Genomic DNA, 26,050 nt, shown 5'->3' with positions numbered 1-26,050 from the left:
AAAATCAAAATCCTTGACGCAACTACTGATACGGGTAAAAGCTATTTAAGTTAATAACATTTGTCGAGCCCATCAGGGAGGTTTCTATCATGATTAACCACGATCCATTTGGTGCGCATCAACAACTGAAAACCGACAGCATCGGCTCGATTTCGTATTATTCCCTGTCCCGGCTTGAATCTACCGGCGCGGCCAATATCTCACGACTGCCGTACACGATAAAAATCCTGCTTGAGTCTTTATTGCGCAACTGCGACAACGATGTGATTACCCAAGATCATGTCTTGAGCGTCGCCAACTGGCAGCCGCAAGGCACCCGATATGAAATCCCGTTCAAACCAGCCCGGGTGATATTGCAGGATTTTACCGGCGTACCGGCACTCGTTGATCTGGCCGCGATGCGGGATGCGATGAAGCGGCTGGGCGGCGATCCGAAAAAAATCAATCCGTTGATTCCCTGCGATCTGGTGATCGATCACTCGGTGCAGGTCGATTATTTCGGCAAGGCCAATGCGCTGCTATTAAACGAAACCATCGAATTTGAAAGAAATGCCGAACGCTATGAGTTCCTTAAATGGGGGCAATCGGCGTTCCAAAATCTCCGTGTGGTTCCTCCTTCTACCGGCATCGTTCATCAGGTCAATCTCGAATACCTTGCGCCGGTTGTCTTCCATAACAAGGACAAAAACGTCTGTTATCCCGACAGCTGCGTCGGCACCGATTCGCATACGCCGATGATTAACGGCCTGGGCGTGCTGGGTTGGGGTGTCGGCGGTATTGAGGCCGAAGCGGTGATGCTGGATCAGCCCGTCTACATGCTGGTTCCCGATGTGGTCGGCATTAAATTGACCGGCGAACTGCCTCCGGGCGTGACCGCAACGGATCTGGTGCTGCGCATTACGGAACTTTGCCGGAACTTTGGCGTGGTCGGGAAATTCATCGAGTTTTACGGTTCCGGGCTGACTAACTTGAGTATTCCGGACCGGGCTACCCTCAGTAATATGGCGCCTGAGCAAGGTTCGACGGTGAGTTTTTTTCCGATCGACGACGAGACGCTCAGTTACATGCGTTTCACCGGGCGTCATGCGGAGCTGATCGATCTGACCGAACGTTATGCCAAAGAACAGGGGCTGTTTCGCACCGACACTGCGCCGGACCCGGAATTTACCCAGGTCATGGAAGTCGATCTCGGCACCGTTGAACCTTCGCTGGCAGGCCCCAAGCGCCCGCAAGACCGCATCACCCTCAGTGAAGTCGGGCCGACCTACCGGCAAATGCTGATCGAACCGACAGGCATCAAGGGCATGGGGCTATTCGAGCAGGATCTGGAACGTAGCGGCATCGTATCGAGGAATAATGCCGATGAGAAAATAACCCATGGCGCAGTCGTCATCGCTGCGATTACTTCCTGTACCAACACCAGCAACCCGTCGGTCATGCTCGCAGCTGGCCTGGTCGCCAAAAAGGCGGTGGAGCGGGGATTGAAAGTTAAAAATTATGTCAAAACCTCGCTGGCTCCCGGTTCATTGGTGGTAACGGAGTATCTAAAACAGTCCGGGCTGCTTGGCTTTCTGGAACAGCTGGGCTTCTATCTGGTCGGCTACGGCTGCACCACCTGCATCGGCAACTCCGGCCCGCTGGACGAATCCGTTGAAAAAGCGATACTGGAAAACGATCTGGTCGTGTCGGCGGTGCTGTCCGGCAACAGGAATTTTGAAGGCCGCGTGCATCCGCTGACCAAGACCAATTATCTCGCCTCGCCGCCGCTGGTCGTTGCCTATGCGCTGGCAGGTTCAACAGCGTTGGATATTACTCGCGAACCGCTGGGTGTAGCCAAGGACGGCAAGCCGGTTTACCTGAAAGACATCTGGCCTACGCCTTGGGAAGTGGCCGAAGTAATGAGGCAGTTTGTTACACCGGAGATGTTCCGGGAGCGTTATGCGGATGTTTTTACCGGCACTAAAACATGGCAGAAGGTGGAAGTCAGCGGCACCGAACTGTACGAATGGAACGAGAACTCGACCTACATTAGGAATCCGCCATTCTTCGAAGGAATGACCACCGACCGGCAAGAAATACACCCGCTTACCGGCATGCAGGTGCTGGCCCTGTTCGGCGACTCCGTGACCACCGATCACATTTCACCGGCCGGTCAAATTGCCCCCGGCTCCCCTGCGGCGTTGTATCTTCTGGAGAAAGGCATAGAACAAAAAGACTGGAACAGTTACGGTTCGCGCCGGGGCAACGATCAGGTGATGAGCCGGGGCACCTTCGCCAATATTCGCATTCATAACCTGCTGGTGCCGGGTATTGAAGGCAATGTTACGCGCTATCATCCCACCGGCGAACGGATGACGTTTTTTGATGCCGCGATGAAGTATAAAGATGCGGGCATACCGCTGTGCATCCTTGCCGGTAAAGAATACGGCTCCGGCTCGTCCCGCGACTGGGCGGCGAAAGGCCCGTTTATGCAGGGCGTGAAAGCGGTCATCGCCGAGAGTTACGAAAGGATTCACCGCAGTAACCTGATCGGCATGGGTATTTTGCCGTTGCAATTTATCGACGGCGAATCGGCTAAAAACCTGAAATTAACCGGGACGGAAACCTTTGCAATCGATATTTCCGATGCCTCGGTGCCGCAACAGGAAGTTAAGGTTTCGGCAACCGCGCCCGATGGAACCGTCACGGCCTTTAAGACCGTAAGCCGCATCGATACGCCGATTGAAATCCAATATTACCGGGATGGCGGCATTCTGCGCACGGTTTTGAAAAAATTGGTGGATTAACCTAGAAAAATCAGTTGAGCATTCCAAATCCCGTTCGCCCTGAGCTTGTCGAAGGATGAGCGGGGTTTGGAATGCTCACCGAATGGGTGGTGGCGTGTCATCCGTTCATGCTTCGACAAGCTCAGCACGAACGGATGACACGCGCTCCAACTGATTTTTTTAGGATTAATCATAGCCGTCCGCTACGGTGCAGGCGTCGATTAACCTGCCAATGGTAGATTCCGGCGAGCAACGGCCGAATCAGCGGCAACCCGATCAGCCAGGCCAGCGGTTTCAATACAGGCACTTTGCTCATCAGCAGGATATACGCATCCATCTCGGAATGAATCCGCTGATTTTCATCCTGAACATGCAGTTCGGTCAGCGCCTTGTGAGGGTCGATGCCGATTTTACGCAGCTGCTCTTCCCGGCCGGTGATGTCGATCCAGCAGACGTCTTCGCCCGCTTTGCCGGCGAGTTTTTCATAGGTCGACCTGTCTTTGACGCATTTGGGACAGGCTCCGTCGTAATAAACATTAATTTTGACTTTATCCTGATTCATATTGATTGCCTCCGATTAGCGAGGGTGATGTGGCTATTTTACAAACTTTAGGCATTGCATCATGTTTAGGCGGGCCGTTGCGTACATGCGGCTATGCGGCGGAAATGCTGCGCGATGCGTTTGCCCTTCAAAAACCTGAACAGCAAGGCCTGCAACTCCAGTGGCATATGCTTTATCCTGAAAATAACGGGTCAAAGGACGAAAAATTATCCAGGCTGAATCAATCGATAAGCCGGTTCAGCCAATACTGGACAGAACAAAACCAGGTTTTCCTGGTCATCGGCGGCGACCATTCCTGTGCGTTGGGAACCTGGGGCGGCGTGCTGAATGGATTGCAGCGGCCCGGTAAATTCGGTCTGATCTGGCTGGATGCACACATGGATGCGCATACATTTGCTACATCGCCATCCGGTAATATTCATGGCATGCCGCTGGCCGCTTTGCTTGGAAAAGCGGATAAAAAACTGGCGGCGATGTATCCTGGTTCCGATTTTATCAAACCGGAAAACCTCATTCTGATCGGCGTCCGGAGTTACGAAAATGAAGAATACGACCTATTAAAGCAAGCGAAGGTAGAAATTATTTTTGCCGAACAGATTGATGGACTTGCCCAAGTGTTAACTAAAGCCATCGATAAACTCAGCCTGTCGTGTCAGGTTATCGGCATCAGCATCGATTTGGATTTTATCGATCCTGACGATGCTCCCGGCGTTGAAACGCCTGCTCAAGGCGGCATTAAAGCGGAGGAACTGCTAAAAGCGCTTGCATTGATTAATCGGCATCCGAAAATATGCGGCCTGGAAATCAGCGAATTTAATCCGGAAAAAGACCCTGAAAATAAAACCTTACACTTGATGAAAAAGATTATTGAGACGTTCTACGGAGAGACCTTATAGCAAAGCGTCTGTCTTGGCGGCCATAACAAAATCATTAACGTGTAAGCCTTTTATCTTGTGAGACCACCAGGTCACGGTTACCCTGCCCCATTCCGTTAAAATGGCCGGGTGATGGCCTTCTTGCTCGCAAAGTGCGCCGATTTTATTGGTAAACGACAGGGCGTTTGCAAAATTATTGAACTTGAAGGTTTTTTGTAAGCGCTTGATGCCGTCTATTTCGACAAGCTCCCAGCCCTGTAGTTGCGGCATAAATTCGTCGATTTCCGCCTGAGTGGCCAACGGTGCGCCAATTCTGCACACTTCACATGTCTTACGGATCAGGTCAGTCATAGATATTTTCCAAATGCTGCTTTTTGAATAGCCACAGATTAGAGAAATCAATGCCTTGAATCAATAGGTAGTATCACCAAGCGGATGGAGTTTATTGCCGTAGGCGAATATCCTTAGCTCTCGGGAACACTCTATTTCAAAGATTCAGTAAGCCAAATAAATTTTTAGGATCGTTGAGTTCGGGTATTAAATCCGACTCTGTGCCCAGTTGATATTCTTTTGCCAGTTCATAAACAACCCGAAGTATCGAGTAATCCTCCAACGCAAACCCGACTGAATCGAACAGCGTAATCTCCCGATTATTCCGCCTTCCGGGCTTATTCTTGCAGACCAGTTCCCATAATTCGGCATAGATAAGATCGGCTTCGCATTGTTGCACCTCCCCTTCTACCAGACTTTGCGGTTTATATTCGACCACCAGCCTGACCTGTTTCAGGAATTCGGCAGATAGCTCGGTTTTCCCCGGGCTGTCGCCGCCCATCGCAAGTATATAGGCACCCGGTGCAATATCCTCAATTTCAAACAAGGACTGCCGTTTTTTGGCGGCGGTCGCCGTTATCACAATGTCGGCATCGCGCACGGCTTCGACGATACTGTCGCAAGGAATTAACCTGAACTTTTGTTCGGCCAGGTTCCGTGAGAATTTGACCATAGCCTGCGGATCGCTATCAAAAAAACGGATTTCTTCCAGTGGAAAAAAACCGGCGAATGCCAGTACCTGAAACTCCGCCTGCGCCCCGGTACCTATAATGGCTAAAGTTTTTGCATCTTCACGGGCTAGGTATTTTGCTGCCAGAACGCCCGTTGCCGCTGTCCTGAATGCGGTCAATAAGGTCATTTCGCTAATCATTAGCGGATAGCCGCTATCGGCATCGCTTAAGACTCCGATGGCTACAACGTTGAGTTTGCCTTTAAGCGGATTGCCGGGATAGCCGTTAACATATTTGAATGCATAGTGCTGCCGGTCTGCACAGGGCATCAACTCAATGACGCCATCAGGATAATAGGTTCCGTGACGCGGCGATAAAATAAACTCGCTCCAACGACCGAAATCTTCTTCTAAAGCGGTAATAACCCGCTTGAAGAAATTTTCCAGGCCAATAACCTGTATCAGCTCTTGAATGTCAGCGACGGTAAGAATCTTCATTATCCGCGAGCGGAGGCTTTAACGGCGCGTTCAAAATCCGGCAACCAGTCTTTGAAGCCGCAGACATAGTTATAGCCGCAGACGGTTTTTAATGAATAGCTGTTGATAATGGTCAATATCCGTTCAGCTCTTTGTAAGGTTTCGGTTTTCGGACCGAAGGGGTTTAAACGCATTTTGGGGCCGGGCGGAAATGCGTAATCACAGATAAACAACACGTCCTGATAAATATAAAGCGTATAGCCCGGCGTATGTCCGCCTATGTGGTACGCTGCCACCCCGTCAATCGTAAAGTCATTGTTGAAACGTTCATCGACCGGGAATGATTTGATTAAGGGATTCCCTGCGTCCAAAGCATGCAGGTAGACTTTTGCATTCCAAAGCTCACGGTATTGATTGGATGCCCCCATAAAGTGCGGGTGAGTAAAGAATATTTTCCGCACCGGTTCCAGTGTGCGGTTAAATGCGGAAGGACAATCGATCCATACAGCCTCATTTTCCGTTTCAATCCGGTAGGCCGCATGTTCCAGTCCCAGTTTGGGCACGGAAACCAGTTGGATAACGCTCTCATTGATTTGAGTGGCGGTGACGCGATAGGTTTTTTCGGCGTCTTCCCAGCTGAGAAATTTATCATGATGGGCTCCGCAAAAGGGGCAGACATCAGGGGGATCGCCGATCATGTTATAGCCGCAGGTTGTACAGACCCATTGTTTCATGTGCTCCCCCTTAAAAAATCGAATTTAAGTGTCAGTGCTAGTGGATCGCTCCAGACCGAATTGCATGAAAAACTGGCCGGATCCGGGCGGCGCGTCCTGTTCATAGTACATTGCTTCAAGTATCAGGTTGCCTTCCGCTCCAAGCGTAGTCCCGGTCAGTAAGGTACGGAAGTCTTTGCCGCCTATTAGCTGATGGGTAATGGTCAGGTATAACCTTGATAACTGCTTTTCCCGGATGACAGTGTCCAGCATTTGCGGTCCGGCAACAAGGTAAATAGTTCTGTAACTCAGGCTGCTTAGTGCATCAATCAGAGGCCCGCCGTGAACCATTTGGTCTTCACCGGTAAAAAGTATCGGATACCCTAAGTCTTGCCAGTAACGGATACGATCCGGATCGGCATTGCTTCCGGTGGCTATATAAACGGCTTGCCCATGTTCCTTGAGACTGTTGTCGAGCGGAAAATTCAGGCTGGCGCTGGCGATGATCACTGCAGGCTGTGGTTTTAAGCCATTGTTCCGCCGCCATTCGACAAGCTCTTTATCCCTGACCTGCAATATGTTACCCAGCCGTCCTTCGCTCAAGGTCCGCATATAGCCGCCGTGGGTAATGATACAGTCTGCCTGCGCATGCAATTCCATGAACAGGCCAAAGTCGGAAGCTGTTGTTATATGTTTGGGGATGTAGGTGCCTTGGACGGTATCTTCCAAGGCAATGCGCCCGTCCAGGCTCGACAGGAAATTGGCATAAACAAAGGGCGATTCGGCCGTACCCAATTTATGTAATTGATGGGCAAGATAGAGGCCTTTAATGGAGACTTTTTCGCAGGGAGCGGGATAAAACCGTAACAGTTTTTTTTGTATAGACATATCAATCACCCCCGGAATAATGTTCAGGAAATTCTTGCTATTAACCGCTGATCGATACGGATGGATAAGCGATTAACCACTTAAAGAAAGGGGCGGAATAGCCGCCCCTTTCCTCCAAAGCGCTATTGATATTATTTAGTTTCGGCTTTATTAATGTGCTCTATTGCCGCCTCGGCATGCTTGGTCGCCACGTCGGCATGATCCAAGTTACCGTGATCAATGGCTTCTTGCAGTTCCTTGGCAGCCTCATCCAAATGGTTTTTTGGTATGCCCTTGGCTACTATGGACGCTGCCAGTGTTTGCTCCAATGCCAGCTTTGCGTGTTCGACCAATTTCTCGGATTTACCTGCTTTACCCTGAACTACCGCCGCATTGGCGTGTTCCAGTGCCTCAGAGGCATGTTTTTCAGCGAAAACAGAAGTACTCAAAAGAAATAATAAAGCTGCACATATAGATGCTAATTTTTTCATAATTCTCTCCTCATATTAATGTTTATAGTTGATTGTCGATACCGGGTTTCCAAAAAACTTCTACTTTTCTCTTTTGAAAAAAGGGCGAAAACTATTATGAATCGACAGTTATATTCATATCATCATGTAATTTATTTTGCAATACCCATAAACTTAGTGATGACAAATGCATTAAAAACAATTGAATTTTCAACAAATCATTTTTTTGAGCATGATTGTTAAGGACTTTCCTTGGTTTCAACGTTACGTTGTGCCAATAGAATACCGACAAAAAAGGCGAGTAAATTGCCTTCAGGAAAAGTTTTAAAATGAGAATTAAATAAGCTGGTGGCGCACACGGCGACTAGAAAACTCGCTGCGATTACGCCATAGGGTTGACTGTTCAGTCCCTGGCGAATAGCCGTATAGATATAGGCAAAAAACAGTAACAACCCTATCAGTCCATTTTCCAGCCAAACAAACAGATATTGATTGTGCGGATCTGACGTAGAGGTTCCACGCCAACCTGAATATTGCGCAGCGGCATAACGGCTGTAGGTCGATTTAAATGATGAAGTGCCGTAACCTAACACGGGGTGTTCTTTAATTAACGAAAGCGTGTTTTTTGCAAAAATAACCCTGACGCCTATAGAGGTCAGTTCTCCGCTGGTTTGATACGCCGCTTTTTCCGTCAATCCCGTTTGTGTTCGTTGCTGTAAAGTTGATGAGCAAAGTATTGCGACAAGCATTACGCTACCGGTAACGGCGATTATTGGCAGCAGTTTTTTATATCCATAAACGCAACCAGCTGCGAATATCACTGCAAATGGAAATGCTACATAACCGCTACGCGCTGGGCTGATAAAGAAAATATTCACTATAAACAAGGCAATAACACCATAAAGCAAGTACTTATGCTTTAGGGAGAGTTGTTGTCTTAATAAAAAAATACAGCAGACGACTGCTGCAATAAAAGCCATGCTCTGCGAGGCATAATTGGTCATAAAAATACCGGGCTCTCGTCCCGACCTTATCGACAAATCAGCCAACCATAGCGGCACTGCGACCAGTCCGGCAATAACCATGACGGCTAAATAACTACCGACAAACAAGCGCTTCCAATGCGTTTGATAAAACAAGCCTAGTAACACGAAGGTGAAAGCTAATTTTTTCCAGCTTAACAAGGTGTCAACTTTTTCCGTCCAGGGGGTCTCTGCGTAGAGAGTGCCTATTAATAACCACGCAAAAAACAGCAACAACATTTTACCTGCGGGCTGTTCAGCGGATATTTTTAAACTGCGGACAGGTTCCCCTGAAATTAGCCAGGTCAATAACATGGCGATGCTGGTAACGCTGGTTACAGCAGTCGACATAGGCGCGGCTATGGCTGTGATAATGGCCAACCAACGACAAAAAGTCAGCGATTTTTCGCCAATAATTGAATAAGACAACATAGCTAAACTCTACCGCCACAGTTAATAAATAGTTTTACGCTTGAGATTTTTGCTGTTTTCATCACCCTCTCCATGAGGTAATTTTTGATTTTCCATGCATAACCATGAACAGGCGTTTCAAGATGCGACATAGAGAGGATTCCAACAGGACCCTAAATTTCTTTGGCCAGTTTTTCAGCGTAACCGGTGTAACTGCGCGGCGTCAGCTCCAGCAAGATTGCCTTGGCTTCAGCCGGAATTTCCAGCTTTTCAATAAACGCCTGCATTTGTTCCGGGGTAATGCGCTGACCGCGGGTGAGCTCTTTTAATTTTTCATAGGGCTTTTCAATACCGTAGCGACGCATCACAGTTTGTATGGGTTCGGCCAACACTTCCCAGTTGGCATTGAGGTCGGCTTCAATCGCATCGACATTGATCTGCAATTTGGAGATGCCTTTTAAGCTGGCCTGAATGGCGATGCTGGTGTGGGCGATGCCGACACCGATATTTCTCAATACGGTTGAATCGGTTAAATCCCGCTGCCAGCGCGATACCGGCAATTTTTCGGCTAAAAAGCCGAATATGGCATTGGCTAAGCCTAAATTACCTTCCGAGTTTTCAAAATCAATCGGGTTGACTTTGTGCGGCATGGTGGAAGAGCCGATTTCACCGGCGATGGTTTTTTGTTTGAAGTAACCCAAAGAGATATAGCCCCAAATGTCGCGGTCAAAATCCAGCAAAATGGTATTAAAGCGCGACAGGGCGTGGAAATACTCGGCAATATAATCGTGCGGTTCAATCTGGATGGTGTAGGGATTAAATTGCAGTCCCAGAGATTCGACAAAGTTTCGGCCAAATTCCGCCCAATCCACATCAGGATAGGCCACGCAATGCGCATTATAGTTACCTACTGCGCCGTTTATTTTGCCTAACAGGGCTACGGCTTGCAGTTGGTCTTTTTGACGCAACATGCGCGCGGCGACGTTGGCAAATTCCTTGCCGGTGGTGGTGGGCGTGGCGGATTGTCCGTGGGTCCGCGACAGCATCGGCTGGTCTGCGGTTTCCACGGCAATAGTCTTGAGCGCCGCGATGCAGTCCCCGATTTGCGCCAGGATGACTTCCCGGCCTTCTTTGAGCATTAACGCGTAAGACAGGTTATTGATGTCTTCCGAGGTGCAGGAAAAATGAATGAATTCACTGACCTTTTCCAACTCGGCGCAACCGGCGATTTTTTCTTTCAGCAAATATTCAACGGCTTTGACATCGTGATTCGTGGTTTTTTCGATGTCTTTGACGCGTTGCGCATCGGCTTCTGAAAAATCGCTGACGATGTTGTTTAACAGCTGTGTCGCCGCGTCGCTGAACGGACTGACTTCGATAATCAGCGGATGGTTAGCCAAGGCTTGCAGCCAGCGCACTTCAACGAGTACGCGAAAGCGGATCAGGCCGTATTCGCTGAAAATTGGACGCAATGCGGCCACTTTGTCAGCATAGCGGCCGTCGATAGGGGAAATAGCGGTGAGGGCGAAATTAGTCATGGGGTTATCCGAGTATTTTAGTGTATGTTGTTATTCGTTGGCTTTTGATTCAATAATCCCGCCGCCCAGACATATTTCACCGTCGTAAAAAACGACGGATTGTCCGGGTGTAATAGCCCTTTGCGGTTGATCGAAAACAGCTTTGCATCGGTCGTTACCTATCGGTTCCAAAGAACAGAGCTGATCTGCCTGACGATAGCGGGTTTTAGCGGTGCAGCGTATCGTTTTTGTCAACGGCCTGTTGCTGCACCAATCGAGTTGGCTCGCTTCCAATGTGTTATGCAGCATCAACGGGTGATCGTGACCTTGACCGACGATCAGGATATTATTTTCCAAATCTTTTTCCAGTACATACCACGGCTCATCCGGCGCATTCTTAACACCGCCTATGCCCAAGCCTTGGCGTTGACCTAAGGTGTAGTACATCAAGCCGTGATGCTTGCCGATATGTTGTCCTTGGGGGGTCCGCATCTCGCCCGGTTGCGTCGGCAGATAGCGTTGCAAAAATTCGGTGAATTTGCGCTCGCCGATGAAACAGATGCCGGTGCTGTCTTTCTTCCGGCTGTTGGCAAAACCGGCTTTATCGGCCATGGCCCGGATTTCCGGTTTATGCAAATGGCCTATTGGGAACAGCGTGCGCGACAGCTGTTTTTGTCCCAGCGTGTAAAGAAAATAGCTTTGCTCTTTGTTCGGGTCCAGGCCTTTTAACAAAAAGTATTCACAGTCTTGCTCGGATACCCGAGCATAGTGACCTGTGGCGATATATTCCGCTCCCAAATCTTCGATGGCATAATTCAGGAAGGCTTTGAATTTAACGTGTTTGTTGCACAAAATATCGGGATTGGGCGTACGGCCTGCTTTAAACTCAGACAGGAATACTTCAAATACCTCGTCCCAGTATTCGGCGGCAAAATTTACGGTTTTTAACTCGATGCCCAGTTTATCGCAAACCTGTTGGGCGTCAGCGAGATCCTCCATTGCCGTGCATTGCTCCGTGCCATCGTCCTCTTCCCAGTTTTTCATAAACAAACCGGTGACTTGATGACCTTGCTCTAAAAGCAGCAAAGCGGTTACGGAAGAATCGACACCGCCTGACATGCCGACGATTACTTTTTTACTCATGGTCAAGATCGATAAATGATTTAAGCAAGGATAAGGGGTAGCGTTGCCCGCTGAGATATTCGTCTATACTAATAAGTACTAATGGACTACGCAAACGATGTCGTTCTGCTTCAATTTCATCGCGCGTTAACCAGTGAGCGGCGACGATGCCGTCATCCAAGGGTTGCGTCGGGTTGTGCGAATGGCAGCGACCGGAAAAACAGACTCTGACAAAGCTGGGAAAGTCAGGATTTTTTCGCCAAAGTTGGATGGAAACAATGTGCTCAGGTTCAAACTCCCAGGCGGTTTCTTCCAGCACTTCACGCTTGACCGCCGCAATCAGATCCTCGCCTTCTTCAAGATGTCCGGCAGGCTGATTGAATTGAAGTCCATACGAGGTTTCTTCTTCTACGAGTAAAAATCGCTGGTCTTGTTCAATAACGGCGGCAACTGTAACGTGTGGTTTCCAAACCATTACTGAATTCCAACTGTAAAAGCTAATATTTTACTAGATTTGGAGATATTATGCTGGTAAAAAAGACGCAGGAAAGAAGATACAAGGTGCCTGCTAAACTTTCGTATAAATCTTGTTTATTTTGTTGTAAACATAAGAGTTGAAATTCACCAAGATTGGCACTATGTTAGAAGCTCAAATATTTTATTATTACAATTATGTCCGATTTTGACCCATTCAAAGATAAAGATGGCGGTTTGGCTGTTCAAGAAGCCAAACCTAAACTAAAGAGACCGCCTTTATACAAGGTTATCTTGTTAAATGATGATTTTACGCCCATGGATTTTGTAATTGAGATTTTGATGGACTTTTTTGCTATGTCTGAAGAAAAGGCGACTCAGGTGATGCTGCAAGTACATACGCAAGGGGTTGGTGTATGCGGAATGTATTCTAAAGATGTTGCTGAAACCAAAGTATATATAGTTAATGACTATTCACGAGAACATCATCATCCGTTGATGTGCTCGATGGAAGAAGTGTAGGTTGGAGAGTGTATGTTAAGCAAAGAACTTGAAATTACGTTAAACAATGCCTTTAAAAATGCGCATGATAAACGGCATGAATTTATCACGGTTGAGCATTTGCTGCTGGCATTGCTCGAAAATGCGTCTGCGCAGCCGATTTTGATAGCATGCGGTTGTGACATTAAGGTACTACGCGGCCAGTTGACGCAATTTATTGACGAAACCACATCGCTAATTCCAGTGGGTATCCAGCGGGAAACCCAGCCTACTTTGGGATTTCAGCGGGTGCTTCAACGCGCTGTTTTTCATGTACAGGCATCCGACAAGAAGGAGGTTTCCGGTGCCAATTTATTTGTAGCCTTATTCAGTGAGCAGGATTCCCATGCGGTTTACCTGTTAAATAAACAGGATATTTCAAGACTGGATGTGGTCAATTATCTGGCTCACGGCATTTCAAAAATTGATCCTGAAAATGATTCGGCAAGTAGCCGGTCACCGGAATCAGGCAATCCTGATGCCGAAGCCTCAGGCAGCCCACTGGATAAGTACACCACCAATCTCAATGAAGAAGCCTTGAAGGGTCGAATCGACCCGTTAATCGGCAGAGACCTTGAGGTTGAGCGCACCATTCAGACGCTTTGCCGTCGCCGTAAAAACAACCCCCTACTGGTCGGTGAAGCGGGTGTTGGCAAAACGGCTATCGCAGAGGGTTTGGCGAAACGCATTGTTGAAGAGCAAGTGCCGGACGTTCTGATGAACAGCGTGATTTATTCGCTGGATTTGGGCGCACTGGTTGCCGGCACCAAATACCGGGGTGACTTTGAAAAGCGGCTGAAAGCGTTGCTAACTCAACTCAACAAGGAACCAGACTCAATCCTGTTTATTGATGAAATCCACACTATTATTGGGGCAGGTTCGGCTTCCGGCGGGGTGATGGATGCGTCCAATTTGATTAAGCCGGCGCTGGCTTCCGGTCAATTACGCTGCATAGGGTCTACTACTTATCAGGAGTATCGCGGTGTTTTTGAAAAAGATCATGCTTTGGCGCGGAGATTTCAGAAAATTGATGTACTTGAGCCTTCCGTTGAAGACACCATCCTGATTCTAAAAGGGCTTAAATCCCGCTTTGAAGAACATCATGACGTTAAATATTCGTCCGAGGCATTACGCGTGGCGGCGGAATTATCGGATCGCTATATTACCGACCGGCATTTACCCGATAAAGCGATTGATGTTATCGATGAAGCAGGTGCAAAACAACGCATGACCGCTGAAGCCGATCGCAAACAGCTCATTGACGTTGCCGAGATAGAAGACATAGTCTCCAAAATAGCCAGAGTGCCCGCAAAATCGGTATCTTCCAATGACATCGACAAGCTGGGTAATTTGGAAAAGAACCTGAAAATGCTGGTCTTTGGACAAGATGAGGCGATTTCGGCACTGGCATCAGCCATAAAATTATCTCGGGCAGGACTTAGAGATACGCAGAAAACTATCGGTTCCTTTCTTTTTGCGGGGCCTACAGGCGTAGGTAAAACCGAAGTGACACGACAACTGGCCAAGGTGCTGGGCGTGGAGTTGATTCGCTTTGACATGTCCGAGTATATGGAGCGACACACCGTTTCCAGACTGATAGGCGCGCCTCCAGGCTATGTGGGCTTTGATCAGGGCGGTTTATTAACCGAACAGGTAACCAAGCATCCTCATGCCGTATTGCTGCTGGACGAATTGGAAAAAGCCCATCCAGATGTATTCAACCTGTTATTGCAGGTCATGGACCACGGCTCATTGACCGATAATAACGGCCGCAAGGCAGACTTCCGTAACATCATTCTGGTGATGACCACCAATGCAGGAGCGGAAGAAGGCAGCCGCGCCTCTATTGGCTTTACCCATCAGGATCATGCCACCGACAGCTTGAAGGTTATTGAAAAAGGCTTCTCACCCGAATTTCGCAATCGTCTGGACGCCATCATTCAATTTAAACCATTGGATATTTCAATTGTCGGACATGTGGTTGATAAATTCATCTTTGAATTGGAAGCCTTGCTGGCAGACAAACACGTAACGCTGGCATTGGATCCCGATGCCCGGTTATGGTTAGCTGAAAACGGCTGCGACCCCAAAATGGGAGCCAGACCGATGGCGCGACTCATTCAAGAGAAAATCAAAAAGCCTCTGGCTAATGACTTACTGTTTGGCGAATTGGCGCACGGTGGACATGTGCGAATTTACGTGAAGGATAATGAGCTGAACTTCGCTATAGACAGCGCTGAGTTGATTGTTCCTGAAGCCAATTTTTAATTCGGCGGAGTGCAATAACTGGCTTTTAATACGGCGACCGAGCCGCACTAGCTATTCAAGGAACTTGCGTTAATCCTGTTGATACAGGATTAACGCATACGGAATGTGATACGACCTTTGGTTAAATCGTAAGGAGTCATTTCAACTTTAACACTGTCTCCGGTAAGAATACGGATGTAATGCTTGCGCATTTTTCCCGAGATATGTGCAGTCACAATATGACCATTTTCCAGTTCGACGCGAAACATAGTGTTAGGAAGCGTGTCAATCACCTTCCCTTCCATTTCAATTTGATCTTCTTTTGCCATTTATAATAATCCAGGTAGTTAAAACCGCCAATAATACCATAAGCGCGTTTTTAACAACAGAAGTGTATAAGGGTGATAGTACATTTGTTTTTTATAGATCATCGTTGCCTACATGAATGCAGGAGGTATAACGCCAAAAGCGGGTACTTTAGGTAACGCAGGAACATGCGTCACACAGGCATGCCGTCAACCAATTTAACATACTCACTTTCCGCGAAAATATCCGCGTTATTCTCAACCCTGTCCAGATACGTCTTACCTTCCAGATGATCAACTTCATGCTGGAAGATTCTCGCCACAAATCCGCTCAGCTTAGACTCCACCAAACCGCCCTGCTGATCTGTATAGTGAATCATTATTTCCTGATACCTCGGCACTAAAGCGCGTATCCCTGGAACACTCAAGCAACCTTCCCAGCCCTTTTCTTGAGCTTCCGACAAGACCTCAAAACAAGGATTAATCATCACCGTCGGCTCCATCAGCGGCGCCGATGGGTAACGGGGCGTAGGCCGCGACGCAATAATGATAATCTGTTTTAATTTGCTGATCTGGGGCGCAGCAATACCTACGCCCGAAGTCGTTGCCAGAGTGCTTTGCATGGCTTCGATTATCTGCCGAATCTCAACATCATGTACATCAGCAACGGCCTCCGCTTTTTGTCTGAGTACCTTGGCCCCTAGCTGGGCAATTTCGCGCACCCTAGTCATTGCAATTCATGCATAAGCACAGTCTGGGCTTGAATCGGTTCTTCAGCGTCGATTTTTTGCAAGCGTTGATAACTGCCATCCGACTGCAAGAGCCAAGCCTGAGTGTTATCTTTTAAATACAAATTCAGATCCTGCAAAATCCGGTTTTGCAATTTCTTGTTTTCAATGGGAAAACAGATTTCGACACGCCGGAACATATTGCGATTCATTAAATCTGCGCTGGACGCGTAAACTTCTCTATCGCCGCCATTTTCAAACGCATAAACCCGCGCATGCTCCAAGAATCGCCCGATAATGGATCGCACTTCTATATTTTCAGACACGCCCAAAACGCCGGGTTTTAAGCAACATACGCCCCGGACAATTAATTTAACCTCGACCCCGGCCTGTGACGCACGGTAGAGAGCCCGAATAGACTGCTCTTCAACAACAGCATTCACTTGAATAATTATTTTTGCCGGTTTTCCATTTCTGGCATGAAGTATTTCCCGCTCAATCTTATCCATCAACCCGCTATGCAAGGTGAACGGCGATTGCAATAATTTATTCAACTTGGTCACTTTCCCCAAACTGGTCAGCTGGGCAAATACGCGCCGGACATCCTCGCCTAATTCTTTATCGCAGGAAAACAAGCCATAATCCGTGTAAATTTGCGCTGTTTTGGGATGATAGTTCCCGGTACCCAAATGTACATAGTTACGTAATTGCTTGCCTTCCCTTCTTAATACCAGACACATTTTGGCATGAGTTTTATAACCCACCACGCCGTAAACCACATGCACGGCCGCTTCTTGTAATTTGGAAGCCAAATCGATATTGGCTTTTTCATCGAATCGCGCCCTTAATTCGATAACCACCGTCACCACCTTGCCTGTTTTCGCCGCCTTGATTAAGGCGCTGACGATAGGCGAATCGGCACCGGTTCGATAGAGCGTTTGCTTAATGGCCAGCACCTCAGGGGAAACCGCCGCCTGGCGAATAAATTCAACGACCGGCGAAAAGGACTCAAACGGGTGATGCAGCAAAATATCGTGCTTTCTAATTGCAGCAAAAATGTCTTTGCTGCGTTCCAGTTGTTGCGGCACAGCGGGTTTAAACGGCGGAAATTTAAGGTCAGGCCGACCGACCAGATCATTAATTTCCTGAATTCTGTTGAGATTGACCGGCCCGTCAACCAAAAACAAACGATCACGGCTCATTTCAAAACGATCCAGTAAAAACGTGACTGTTTCATCCGGGCATTTGGCGTCAATTTCCAGACGAACTTCATCGCCGTAATTCCGCATAGCCAGCTCACCTTCCACCGCGAGCAATAAATCGTCAATGGCATCGTCATCGACAAAAAAGTCGCTGTTCCGGGTGACCCTGAATTGATAGCAGCCTTTAACACTCATGCCATTGAATAACTGATCAACAAAAGCATGAATAATTGATGATAAAAATACAAAATCCGCCGTTCCGCTGCCCGTTTCCTCGGCAGGCAATTGAATGATGCGAGGCAACGCTCGGGGCGCTTGTAAAATGGCCCGGCCGCTATTTCTGCCGAAAGCATCTTTTCCGGTCAATGAAATAATAAAATTTAAACTCTTGTTGAGGATGCGCGGAAAAGGGTGCGCAGAATCCAGTCCAACCGGCGTTAAAATCGGCAGCAACTCATCGTTAAAATAAGCTTCCAGCCATTTGAGCTGCGCTTCGGTCCATTCCTTACGGCGAATAAAACGAATATTTTCCTCAGCCAGTTTTGGAATCAGAACCTCGTTAAGGACTTTATATTGCTCATCCACCAGTTGATGAGCATGGACGGCAATCAGCTCCAGCTGCTCATTAGGCGTTAATCCATCCGGACCGACGGCTTTGGGATCAATGGACGCCATCTGGATAACACTGGCCACACGAACCTCGAAAAACTCGTCAAGATTGGAACAGGAAATACACAAATAATTAAGCCGCTCAAGCAGCGGCACTTTCTCATCTTTCGCCTGCGCCAGAACTCGCTTGTTGAATTCCAGCAGGCTCTGTTCACGATTAATATAAAGTTCCGGCTTTTGAAGATCGATGATCTCTTTTGTTTCGTTTATGTCCATGTTCTGCTCAGATTCAAAATCAGTGGGTATTATGTTTGTGTGGGCTCATCAACTAAAACCTCTTTTTCCCTGCAACCCTCCGGTATGTACTGCAATAATACTCTCACCGGGCTTGAAGTAGTGTTTTTTGATTAAATCGTAGATGGCGTACATCATTTTGCCGGTATAGACCGGTTCAAGAGGAATTGTGGTTTTTAATTCAAAGTCTTCAATAAATGCGTTTAATTCGGTATTAGTTTTGGCGAAACCGCCAAAATGGTAATCCAAGTTTATCTGCCAGTTATTACGGGATTGTGACAACATGGCTTCAACCTCCGCCGTTAAGAAACCTGCATTTTTTAATGCCGCAAACCCCAGCACTGACGCTTGCCCCGGAACTGCTTCAATAATACCCGCCAAAGTCGTCCCTGTTCCACAGGGTACGCAAAGCGTATCGTATGGAATTCCTATTTCGGCAACCAGTTCAGCTACGCCTTTCAACGCCAATGTCTGCGCGCCGCCTTCAGGGAGCCAGTATTGCCGAGGCTTTAAGCCGGGCAAATATCGCCAGGGATGGCGTGTATGCCGCAAATCAGTCGGGAGCTGATGCGGCGCATGCCAACATTTATAGTGCCTAAGCCGGCGGTATTCAGCTCGGGACACAAATTCCAGCTCCATCCCCCACTTTTTCATGTCTTGCAAAGTCGGAGTCAATGTTTCCGGCTGCTCGCCACGAACAAGCCCGATGGTTTTCAATCCTAACACCTTACCTGCGTAAGCCAAAGCATGCAAATGATTGGAATAAGCGCCCCCCATACTGATGAGGGTATCCGTGCCTAACGACAACGCATGATCGAGTATATATTTAAGCTTTCGCCATTTATTACCGGAAATCACCGGATGCAGCGAATCGTCCCGTTTCATCCACAGTTCGATTTGGTATTGCACAAGCAATGGATCATCAATCTTTGTTAGAATCGACGGATTGAAGATTTTTTCCAGTTTTATGAGTTCGGGGTGCATGTATGTGTGGACGTTATAACTTGATCGCAACCGGGCAACAGATTATGGATCATTTCAGATTGCTGAGTTTACCTGTACACAATCCTGACTACAACATTCCGCCAGGACAAAAAATTCTCGCCATAGTACAACTGGAAGACGGCAGTAACAGGGCCGTTAATCTGCACTGGGGATTAATTCCATCGTGGTCGAAGGACCGTACAATTTCCAGTCACTTGATCAATGCCAGGGCGGAAACGCTGACTGAAAAACCGTCGTTTAAAAAAGCTTACCAACATCGACGCTGCCTGATTCCCGCCACCGGTTTCTTCGAATGGCAATCCATCGACGTCGGCAAACAGCCCTACCATATACACAAACCGGATAATGCTTTGTTCGCTTTTGGAGGTTTATGGGAACACTGGGAACAGGATCAGGAAACGGTTTATTCATGCACTATCATTACTACCGTCGCCAACGACAAAATAGCGCCAATTCATAACAGAATGCCGATTATTATTGCACCCGATGATTACAATCGTTGGCTGGACAAGAAAACCGCAATTATCGCGATCGCTGATTTTTTAGCCGCCGACGCCTACCGCAACATGCAGGTTATCCCGATCAGCACACGGGTCAACAATCCCCTGCATAATGATGAAAGTTGTTTAACGTAGGATGTTTTTATCGACGCTCGGAATCAAAAACCAATTGTCCACGAAGAAACGCTAAGTAATGAATATATCCAACAGGGATAAATAAGTATTGAAGCTGACAATGGGATGTCCCACCGATATGTAGCTAGCGTAGACCGCGTTCAAAACGCGCCAAGGTGGGGATTTCCGACAAGCCGGATGGCAAGTATTGTGCCGGAAACACCTGTTCTCGCTAGTGCAAGAACAGGCTTGCTCCTACCTACTTTTTCTTCTTTGACTTAGAGTTAGCCGCTGTTTCTTCGACAACCAACTCGGGATTGTAGGACTTATAGTCCGGTGCAATACTGATCAATAATGTCAACAAAGCCGCCACATAAGGGACTGCTTGTACCGAAAGAATCGCTATCCATAATTTGCCGCTAAAATTGTCAAAATGCTCCAAGGAAGCCATCATACCAATAGCCGTACTCAACAATATCAACAATAGCAATTCCTGCCGTATGGTGACCAAGCCGACGAATAAAGCGCTGTGTTGTTCAAACTTCGGAGTGCGCATAAACGGCTTGCCCGACGTAAACAAACCCTGCACGGTACCCTTGGCAACCGTATGAGTTAAAGCCAATCCTGACAGTGATGCACCCAATGATTGCCAAATGGAACATGGTACACGGGCCTGATATAGCCACAAGCCCCGGATGATCTTAAAACTGAATATCCCAACGGTCGGCAACAAAAAGGCATTGGCCGGAAGTTCGCTGTGTATCGGATCGTAAAGAATCACGGCAGTCAGGATCAAACTGGTAATGGTAAATAACAGCGCCAGCGCATCCGAAAACCACGGTAGCCATCCGGCAATAAAATAATACTTCTGGGCCGGTGTCAGTACAGGATTTTTAGAGGGTAAAAAGCTGCGCCAATGCGCCTTAATGATTTGCATAGCGCCATAAACCCAGCGATAGCGTTGGGTCATGTAGCCGGACATGGTATCGGGCATAACGCCTTTGCCAAATGAATCCTTAACGTAAACCGAATCATAGCCCGCTTCATACAGACGCAGACCTAACTCACTGTCTTCACAAATACACCATTCCGACCATTTGCCTACTTCCAGCAACGCAGACTTTCTGATCATGGTCATGGTGCCATGCTGAATAATAGCGTTGTATTCGTTTCTTTGCACCATGCCGATATTGAAAAACCCGGCATATTCCCAGTAACAAAAAGACTTAAAAGCGCTCTGGTCGCGGTCGCGATAATCCTGGGGCGATTGGATAAAACCGACATTTTCATTGTCGAAATAAGGCACCATAGCGTTAAGCCAGTCAGGCGACAGGATATAATCGCTGTCGATCACAGCGATAATCTCCGCATCGGGAGCCGTTTGCTCAAGGGCATGATTGATCGCACCGGCCTTAAAGCCCGGCCAGTTATCCAAATGGAAGAACCTGAACTTCGGCCCCAACCGTTCGCAATCAACTTTCACCGGTTCCCAAACCGCCGGATCCTTGGTGTTGTTGTCCATCACCAGCACTTCCAGATTGGGATAATCCACCCTGTCCAAAGCCTCCAGCGTCATGCGCACCATATCGGGCGGCTCGTTATGGATCGGCAAATGCAAAGAGACCTTGGGATATTTAAACTCAGGAGATGGCTTAAGCGGCTGAAAAGTTCTGGCCGTTTTTCGGTGCCAGATGACTTCCGCTATTTCCAGGGTTTCTATCAATAGGATGACTGCCGCCATGACCTGCATCAATATCAGGATGCCCCAAAAGACCATGGAAAGATTGGTTTGGTATTGCTGGGCGCCAATCGACACCGACCAGAATATCGTCGATGCAGCAAGATTGGCAATCAAGCCGAAAAACAACAAACCTGGCAGTTTCATACTGCTGCGGGTAAATAAAAACAGCCCCATCAACACGACGCTGAAAACAGCCGCGCCGGTTGCCCAATGTTCCCAGTTAGGCATAGCAATAACATCGCTGTCCATAGGATATTTAGGCTGCCGGTCCGCATTAAAAATACCCCAATAAGCGCCCGCAGAGCCTTCCAAAGACATTTTCCAGGGTTGATCAAACGCCTCTACAATGTAATAAGTGACTTTTTCGGCATCAGCCCGGTTAAGGAATTCGCGCAGAAACTTTGCCTGATTGGATACCGATGCAGTCGCATGCTTGAAAGGTTGTCCGTCTGAAGGCCAGCCGACCTCGGTAATGACGATAGGTTTATTCGGATACGCTTTTTGCACGTCATGGTAACGGTCAAAAACATAATCAACCGCATCTTCGGCGGCAATACCTTCCCAATAAGGCAGAATATGCACCGCTATAAAATCGACTTCCGCAACAAGCTCAGGATGTTTAATCCATATATCCCATGTTTCGGAGGTACTCACCGGCCGCCATGTGTTTCGCTTTACTTCGCGGATATATTCGATCAGCTGTTCTGCGGTCATGTCGCCACGAAGTAAAACCTCGTTGCCCACCATAACGCGAACGATATTAGGATTATTCTGCCGACTGACATTGATTAAGGTTTCTATTTCTTGTCGGTTCTTTTCAAGATTGCTATCAATCCAGGCGCCCACCGTGGTATTCAAATTATGCTTGGCGGCCAACTCAGGAATCTTATCCAGCCCTTTAAGCACACTGTAGGTACGAACGGCGTGAACTTTATTCTCAAGCAAGCCCAAGTCATGGTCAATATCGGCTTCGCTGGGAAAGGTATCGCTTTTTTGTGTATCCTGCTTTCTCATGGGGTCGAAAGTGACGCCCATAGTGGTTTTGGTCCAAGGTTGCAATTGCAAAGGATTGTTAACATAACTCCAAATACTGAAGTTAATAAAGACGATTAGAGCGAGTGCAATGACAGTGACTATCTTGGTTTTCATTTAGGTGCTCGGTATTCCGCTGAACTAAGAAAAATAATGTTTGATTGGGGATTAAAAATTTGTACGGCTCATAATATAAACTTCTGCTCATGTCCCTTTATACTCAGTCATGTAAGCAAGGCGTTTTTACCCAAAAAATATCGCACTTTTAACTTCGGTAGCAAAGAAAGGCAATATTTTTTTAGAATTAAGCAACAAGATGCAGGCTTGGAGAATATTTTACACGGGTTCTAAAGCCGATAAGGATTTATTTACTTCTCAAGGCCGCTGAAAATCCTGCCTTATATCGACCTTTAAATCTGATTGTTTGTTAAAGACAACATTCAATATTAAAGAGTCTGCACGCCTTACCTGCTTCCATGTAGACAAGGCGTGCAATTAATCCTTTTAAACCTTATTTTTTAATATAAAGATCGGTAATCGAACCGGTGATCATTTCCGCGGCGAAAGCGAAAGTCTCCGATAACATTGGATGTGGGTGGACAGTCAGACCGATATCCTCGGCATCGGCGCCCATTTCCAAAGCCAATACCGCTTCGGAAATTAACTCGCCCGCATTGGGACCGACCATGCCTGCACCGAGTATTCTGCCGGTTTCCTTTTCACAGAGTATTTTTGTCAAACCTTCCTTGCGCCCCAGACTTAATGAGCGTCCGCTGGCCGCCCAAGGGAAAACCGCTTTGTCATAGTCTATGCCCTGTTGCTTGGCCTGATTTTCAGTCAAACCCATCCAGGTTACTTCAGGATCGGTATAGGCAACAGCTGGAATGGTTAAGGCATCAAAGCCCGCTTTCAAGCCGGACGCAACTTCGGCGGCAACTTTGCCTTCGTGAGAAGCCTTATGAGCCAACATCGGGTTTCCGGCTATATCGCCAATGGCAAAGATATGCGGAACGTTGGTGCGCTGCTGCTTATCGGCAGCAATAAAACCAAGCTCATCGACATTAACGCCTGCCAGCTCAGCACCGATCAACTTACCGTTAGGTTTACGTCCTACGGCGACCAAAACCGCATCGAATAGGGCCGACTCCGGCGCACTTTTACCTTCGAAGGAAACTTTCAAGCCGTCTTCATGCTTTTCAATGGAGGTAACCCGCGTTTCCAGCCAGATATTTTTATACTGCTTTTTAATACGCCGGTACAAAGGGGTAACCAAGTCGTTATCGCAACCCGGAATGATCTGATCCATCAGTTCGACCACGCTGATTTCCGAGCCAAACGCATGGTAAACCGTGGCCATTTCCAGGCCGATAATACCGCCGCCGACGATCAACAGCTTCTTGGGAATTTCTTTTAATTGCAGCGCGTCGGTCGAATCCCATAAACGCGGGTCGTCATTCGGAAAAACCGGGATTTTGGTAGGATGCGATCCGGCAGCAATAATCGCCTGATCAAAGCTGACGTTCTGTATGCCTGTTTCGGTTTTCACCTCGACCATGCGCTCCGAAGTAAATTGTCCGGTACCTTGGATCAAGGTTATTTTGCGTTGCTTTACTAAACGGGCAAGCCCATCAACCAGTGAATTGCTGACGCTTTCTTTCCAAGCTCGAACTTTATCTATATCAAGAGTGGGTTTGCCGTAATTGAGGCCGTGTTGTTCGAATTCATCGACTTCGTGAATAATCTGTGCGACATGCAGCAGAGCCTTGGACGGAATACAGCCGACATTAAGACACACCCCGCCAAGAGCCGGATAGCGTTCGACCAATACCACTTGCTTGCCTAAATCGGCAGCGCGGAATGCCGCCGTATAACCGCCGGGGCCGCCGCCCAATACCAGAACTTCGGCATGTATCGTAGACTCGTTAATCGCTGGATTAGCGTCCATATTATTCTTCCTGATTAAAGTAAAGTTAAGTAACTACTCTGTACGATCAAATATAACGGAACGCAAATGACACAGATGGATATGATGAACACAGAGTGATCAAGAAAAACCTTATCAAATCATAATTATCAGCGTCATCAGCGTTCTCGGCAACTGCTCCTGCGTCGCCTAAAGCGCCTACTGTTGGTGCTCTATCTCCTGCATCCATGCAGTTGTACTTTTTTAAAGTAACAACCTGCGAATATCGCCCAAATACTGTTTGATGGCAGCCATGAAACGCGCACCTTCTACACCGTCAATCACCCGATGATCATAGGTCAGATCGAGCGGTAACATCAGGCGCGGCATAAACTCCTTGCCGTTCCAGACCGGCTGCATTTTAGCTCGGGTAACGCCGAATATGGCCACTTCGGGAGCATTGACGATCGGAGTGAACGCCGTGCCGCCGATACCGCCGAGACTGGAAATAGTGATGCAACCGCCTTGCATATCGGCAGGCATCAACTTGCCCAGACGGGCTTTGTTGCTTTTTTCAGCCAGTTCGGCGGTTAATTCGTTGATGCCCTTACGGTTCACATCGCGCAGCACCGGCACCACTAATCCATTGGGCGTATCGACCGCGATACCGATATTGAAATATTTCTTCAATATCAGTTTTTCGCCATCGGCAGACAGCGACGCGTTGAATTGCGGGAACTGTTCCATCGCAGAAACCAGCGCCTTGATGATAAACACCAGGCCGGTTATTTTGACGTCATCCTTGGATTTTTCGGCATTCAATGCAACGCGAAACGCTTCCATTTCGGTGATGTCCGCTTCGTCATGGTAAGTGACCATCGGCAGGTTCAGCCACACGCGGCTCAGGTTTTGTCCGGTCAGTCGCTTAATTTTGCTGAGCTTCTGCTCTTCTATATCGCCGAATTGGGAGAAATCGACGCTCGGCATGGACGGGATTCCGGTACCGCTTTGGGCTGTGCCTTCAGCCATTACCTTCTTGACGAAGTTTTTCACATCGTCTTTTAAGATGCGTCCCTTGCGACCGCCGCCGGTTGTTATTTTGTGTATATCAACGCCCAGCTCGCGGGCGAAAAGCCGGACAGCCGGTGTGGCGTGGGCTGCTGCGCTAGAAACACTGCCGCCAGTCACGGTTTCCGGCAATGGTTCAGGCTTAATAACGACCGGCTCACTGACGGGAGCCACCGGTGCAGGTGCAGGTGCAACTGCTTCCTGTAGCGGCTGTTCCGGTTTTGCAACACTGTTCTCTTCGGCACTTGCCAATACCGTCGCAATCAACGTCCCTTCAGAGACTTTATCGCCGGGCTTGATAAACACTTCCTGCACCGTACCCGCCGCGCTGGAGGGTAAATCCATGCTGGCTTTGTCAGTTTCAAGCACAGCCAGTGTTTGTTCCAGTTTTATCTGATCGCCCGGTTTAACCAATACGTCGACCACATCAATATCCGCGACATTGCCGACATCAGGAACCTTAATTTCAATTAGAGCAGCCATTCTT

Annotated in this window: 23 protein-coding genes; 6 read left to right on the top strand and 17 right to left on the bottom strand. The window is 47.9% G+C overall.

Going from position 1 to position 26,050, the window contains the following annotated elements:
• Window positions 1-89: 89 nt before the first annotated feature.
• Entirely contained in the window at window positions 90-2,786 is a 2,697-nt protein-coding gene (gene acnA, locus METTU_RS03130; protein WP_006889837.1) for an aconitate hydratase AcnA, read from the top strand.
• A 169-nt stretch (window positions 2,787-2,955) separates the two neighbouring features.
• Here the strand turns inward: acnA and METTU_RS03125 are convergent, their stop codons facing one another.
• Complete coding sequence (locus METTU_RS03125) at window positions 2,956-3,327, bottom strand: thiol-disulfide oxidoreductase DCC family protein (RefSeq protein WP_006889835.1); 372 nt, start codon at window positions 3,325-3,327, stop codon at window positions 2,956-2,958.
• A 29-nt stretch (window positions 3,328-3,356) separates the two neighbouring features.
• On the opposite strand from METTU_RS03125, the gene METTU_RS03120 reads away from it, so the two are divergent.
• On the top strand, window positions 3,357-4,223 hold the full coding sequence (locus tag METTU_RS03120) for an arginase (RefSeq protein ID WP_006889834.1): 867 nt from the start codon (window positions 3,357-3,359) through the stop codon (window positions 4,221-4,223).
• On the opposite strand, the gene METTU_RS03115 is transcribed toward METTU_RS03120, so the two are convergent.
• From METTU_RS03115 to METTU_RS03090, 6 genes are all read right to left on the bottom strand, one after another.
• Entirely contained in the window at window positions 4,218-4,553 is a 336-nt protein-coding gene (locus METTU_RS03115; RefSeq protein WP_006889833.1) for a 4a-hydroxytetrahydrobiopterin dehydratase, read from the bottom strand. The two genes, METTU_RS03120 and METTU_RS03115, sit on opposite strands and share 6 nt — an antisense overlap.
• Before the next feature lie 136 nt (window positions 4,554-4,689).
• Window positions 4,690-5,700 (bottom strand): ornithine cyclodeaminase, encoded by a 1,011-nt coding sequence (gene ocd / locus METTU_RS03110; protein WP_006889832.1) that lies wholly within the window; start codon window positions 5,698-5,700, stop codon window positions 4,690-4,692.
• Window positions 5,700-6,413 (bottom strand): rubredoxin-like domain-containing protein, encoded by a 714-nt coding sequence (locus METTU_RS03105; RefSeq protein WP_006889831.1) that lies wholly within the window; start codon window positions 6,411-6,413, stop codon window positions 5,700-5,702. Before METTU_RS03105 ends, ocd begins: the two co-directional genes overlap by 1 nt.
• Window positions 6,414-6,437: 24 nt before the next feature.
• Window positions 6,438-7,280 carry a RibD family protein gene (locus METTU_RS03100; RefSeq protein ID WP_006889830.1) on the bottom strand — a complete coding sequence of 281 codons (843 nt, stop codon included), beginning with the start codon at window positions 7,278-7,280 and terminating at the stop codon, window positions 6,438-6,440.
• Window positions 7,281-7,411: 131 nt separating this feature from the next.
• The gene (gene smbP / locus METTU_RS03095; protein ID WP_006889829.1) at window positions 7,412-7,750 is read right to left on the bottom strand and encodes a small metal-binding protein SmbP; all 339 of its coding nucleotides are present in this window, start codon (window positions 7,748-7,750) and stop codon (window positions 7,412-7,414) included.
• Window positions 7,751-7,968: 218 nt separating this feature from the next.
• Entirely contained in the window at window positions 7,969-8,913 is a 945-nt protein-coding gene (locus METTU_RS03090; RefSeq protein WP_254257810.1) for an O-antigen ligase family protein, read from the bottom strand.
• Window positions 8,914-8,953: 40 nt separating this feature from the next.
• Between METTU_RS03090 and METTU_RS24255 the strand changes: the two genes are divergently transcribed.
• A complete protein-coding gene (locus tag METTU_RS24255; RefSeq protein WP_254257809.1) occupies window positions 8,954-9,175 on the top strand; it encodes a hypothetical protein in 222 nt (73 codons plus the stop codon).
• 160 nt (window positions 9,176-9,335) lie between these two features.
• Here METTU_RS24255 and purB read toward each other — a convergent pair whose 3' ends face one another.
• Genes purB through METTU_RS03075 form a run of 3 tightly spaced genes read right to left on the bottom strand, consistent with a single transcriptional unit; the run spans window position 9,336 to window position 12,276 of the window.
• Window positions 9,336-10,700: an adenylosuccinate lyase gene (gene purB, locus METTU_RS03085; RefSeq protein WP_006889827.1), complete on the bottom strand. Its 1,365-nt coding sequence runs from the start codon at window positions 10,698-10,700 to the stop codon at window positions 9,336-9,338.
• A 30-nt stretch (window positions 10,701-10,730) separates the two neighbouring features.
• Window positions 10,731-11,822: a tRNA 2-thiouridine(34) synthase MnmA gene (gene mnmA / locus METTU_RS03080; RefSeq protein ID WP_006889826.1), complete on the bottom strand. Its 1,092-nt coding sequence runs from the start codon at window positions 11,820-11,822 to the stop codon at window positions 10,731-10,733.
• Window positions 11,815-12,276: an NUDIX hydrolase gene (locus METTU_RS03075; RefSeq protein ID WP_006889825.1), complete on the bottom strand. Its 462-nt coding sequence runs from the start codon at window positions 12,274-12,276 to the stop codon at window positions 11,815-11,817. The genes mnmA and METTU_RS03075 overlap by 8 nt, the downstream gene beginning before the upstream one ends.
• A 197-nt stretch (window positions 12,277-12,473) precedes the next feature.
• Here METTU_RS03075 and clpS point away from each other — a divergent pair, with 197 nt between their 5' ends.
• Both clpS and clpA read left to right on the top strand, forming a co-directional pair.
• Window positions 12,474-12,797 (top strand): ATP-dependent Clp protease adapter ClpS, encoded by a 324-nt coding sequence (clpS, locus tag METTU_RS03070; protein ID WP_006889824.1) that lies wholly within the window; start codon window positions 12,474-12,476, stop codon window positions 12,795-12,797.
• 12 nt (window positions 12,798-12,809) lie between these two features.
• Window positions 12,810-15,083, top strand: a complete 2,274-nt coding sequence (gene clpA, locus METTU_RS03065) for an ATP-dependent Clp protease ATP-binding subunit ClpA (protein WP_006889823.1) — start codon at window positions 12,810-12,812, stop codon at window positions 15,081-15,083.
• 89 nt (window positions 15,084-15,172) lie between these two features.
• Here clpA and infA read toward each other — a convergent pair whose 3' ends face one another.
• From infA to METTU_RS03045, 4 genes are all read right to left on the bottom strand, one after another.
• The gene (gene infA, locus METTU_RS03060; RefSeq protein WP_006889822.1) at window positions 15,173-15,391 is read right to left on the bottom strand and encodes a translation initiation factor IF-1; all 219 of its coding nucleotides are present in this window, start codon (window positions 15,389-15,391) and stop codon (window positions 15,173-15,175) included.
• A gap of 170 nt (window positions 15,392-15,561) precedes the next feature.
• Entirely contained in the window at window positions 15,562-16,098 is a 537-nt protein-coding gene (gene def, locus METTU_RS03055) for a peptide deformylase (RefSeq protein WP_006889821.1), read from the bottom strand.
• Window positions 16,095-18,182: a polyphosphate kinase 1 gene (gene ppk1, locus METTU_RS03050; protein ID WP_006889820.1), complete on the bottom strand. Its 2,088-nt coding sequence runs from the start codon at window positions 18,180-18,182 to the stop codon at window positions 16,095-16,097. The genes def and ppk1 overlap by 4 nt, the downstream gene beginning before the upstream one ends.
• Before the next feature lie 48 nt (window positions 18,183-18,230).
• Window positions 18,231-19,184 (bottom strand): 1-aminocyclopropane-1-carboxylate deaminase/D-cysteine desulfhydrase, encoded by a 954-nt coding sequence (locus METTU_RS03045; protein WP_006889819.1) that lies wholly within the window; start codon window positions 19,182-19,184, stop codon window positions 18,231-18,233.
• 2 nt (window positions 19,185-19,186) lie between these two features.
• Here METTU_RS03045 and METTU_RS03040 point away from each other — a divergent pair, with 2 nt between their 5' ends.
• Window positions 19,187-19,840, top strand: coding sequence for an SOS response-associated peptidase (locus METTU_RS03040; protein WP_006889818.1), 654 nt, complete (start codon window positions 19,187-19,189; stop codon window positions 19,838-19,840).
• 238 nt (window positions 19,841-20,078) lie between these two features.
• On the opposite strand, the gene METTU_RS03035 is transcribed toward METTU_RS03040, so the two are convergent.
• From METTU_RS03035 to METTU_RS03025, 3 genes are all read right to left on the bottom strand, one after another.
• The gene (locus METTU_RS03035) at window positions 20,079-22,709 is read right to left on the bottom strand and encodes a glycosyltransferase family 2 protein (protein ID WP_006889817.1); all 2,631 of its coding nucleotides are present in this window, start codon (window positions 22,707-22,709) and stop codon (window positions 20,079-20,081) included.
• 394 nt (window positions 22,710-23,103) lie between these two features.
• Window positions 23,104-24,537, bottom strand: a complete 1,434-nt coding sequence (gene lpdA, locus METTU_RS03030) for a dihydrolipoyl dehydrogenase (protein WP_006889816.1) — start codon at window positions 24,535-24,537, stop codon at window positions 23,104-23,106.
• A 222-nt stretch (window positions 24,538-24,759) separates the two neighbouring features.
• A complete protein-coding gene (locus tag METTU_RS03025) occupies window positions 24,760-26,046 on the bottom strand; it encodes a 2-oxo acid dehydrogenase subunit E2 (RefSeq protein ID WP_006889815.1) in 1,287 nt (428 codons plus the stop codon).
• Between the last annotated feature and the right edge of the window lie 4 nt (window positions 26,047-26,050).

It is taken from the genome of Methylobacter tundripaludum SV96 (assembly GCF_000190755.2).
GTDB lineage: Bacteria > Pseudomonadota > Gammaproteobacteria > Methylococcales > Methylomonadaceae > Methylobacter_A > Methylobacter_A tundripaludum.
Note: the sequence above shows the minus strand (reverse complement) of the source record. Positions and strands in the feature narration are given on the sequence as shown.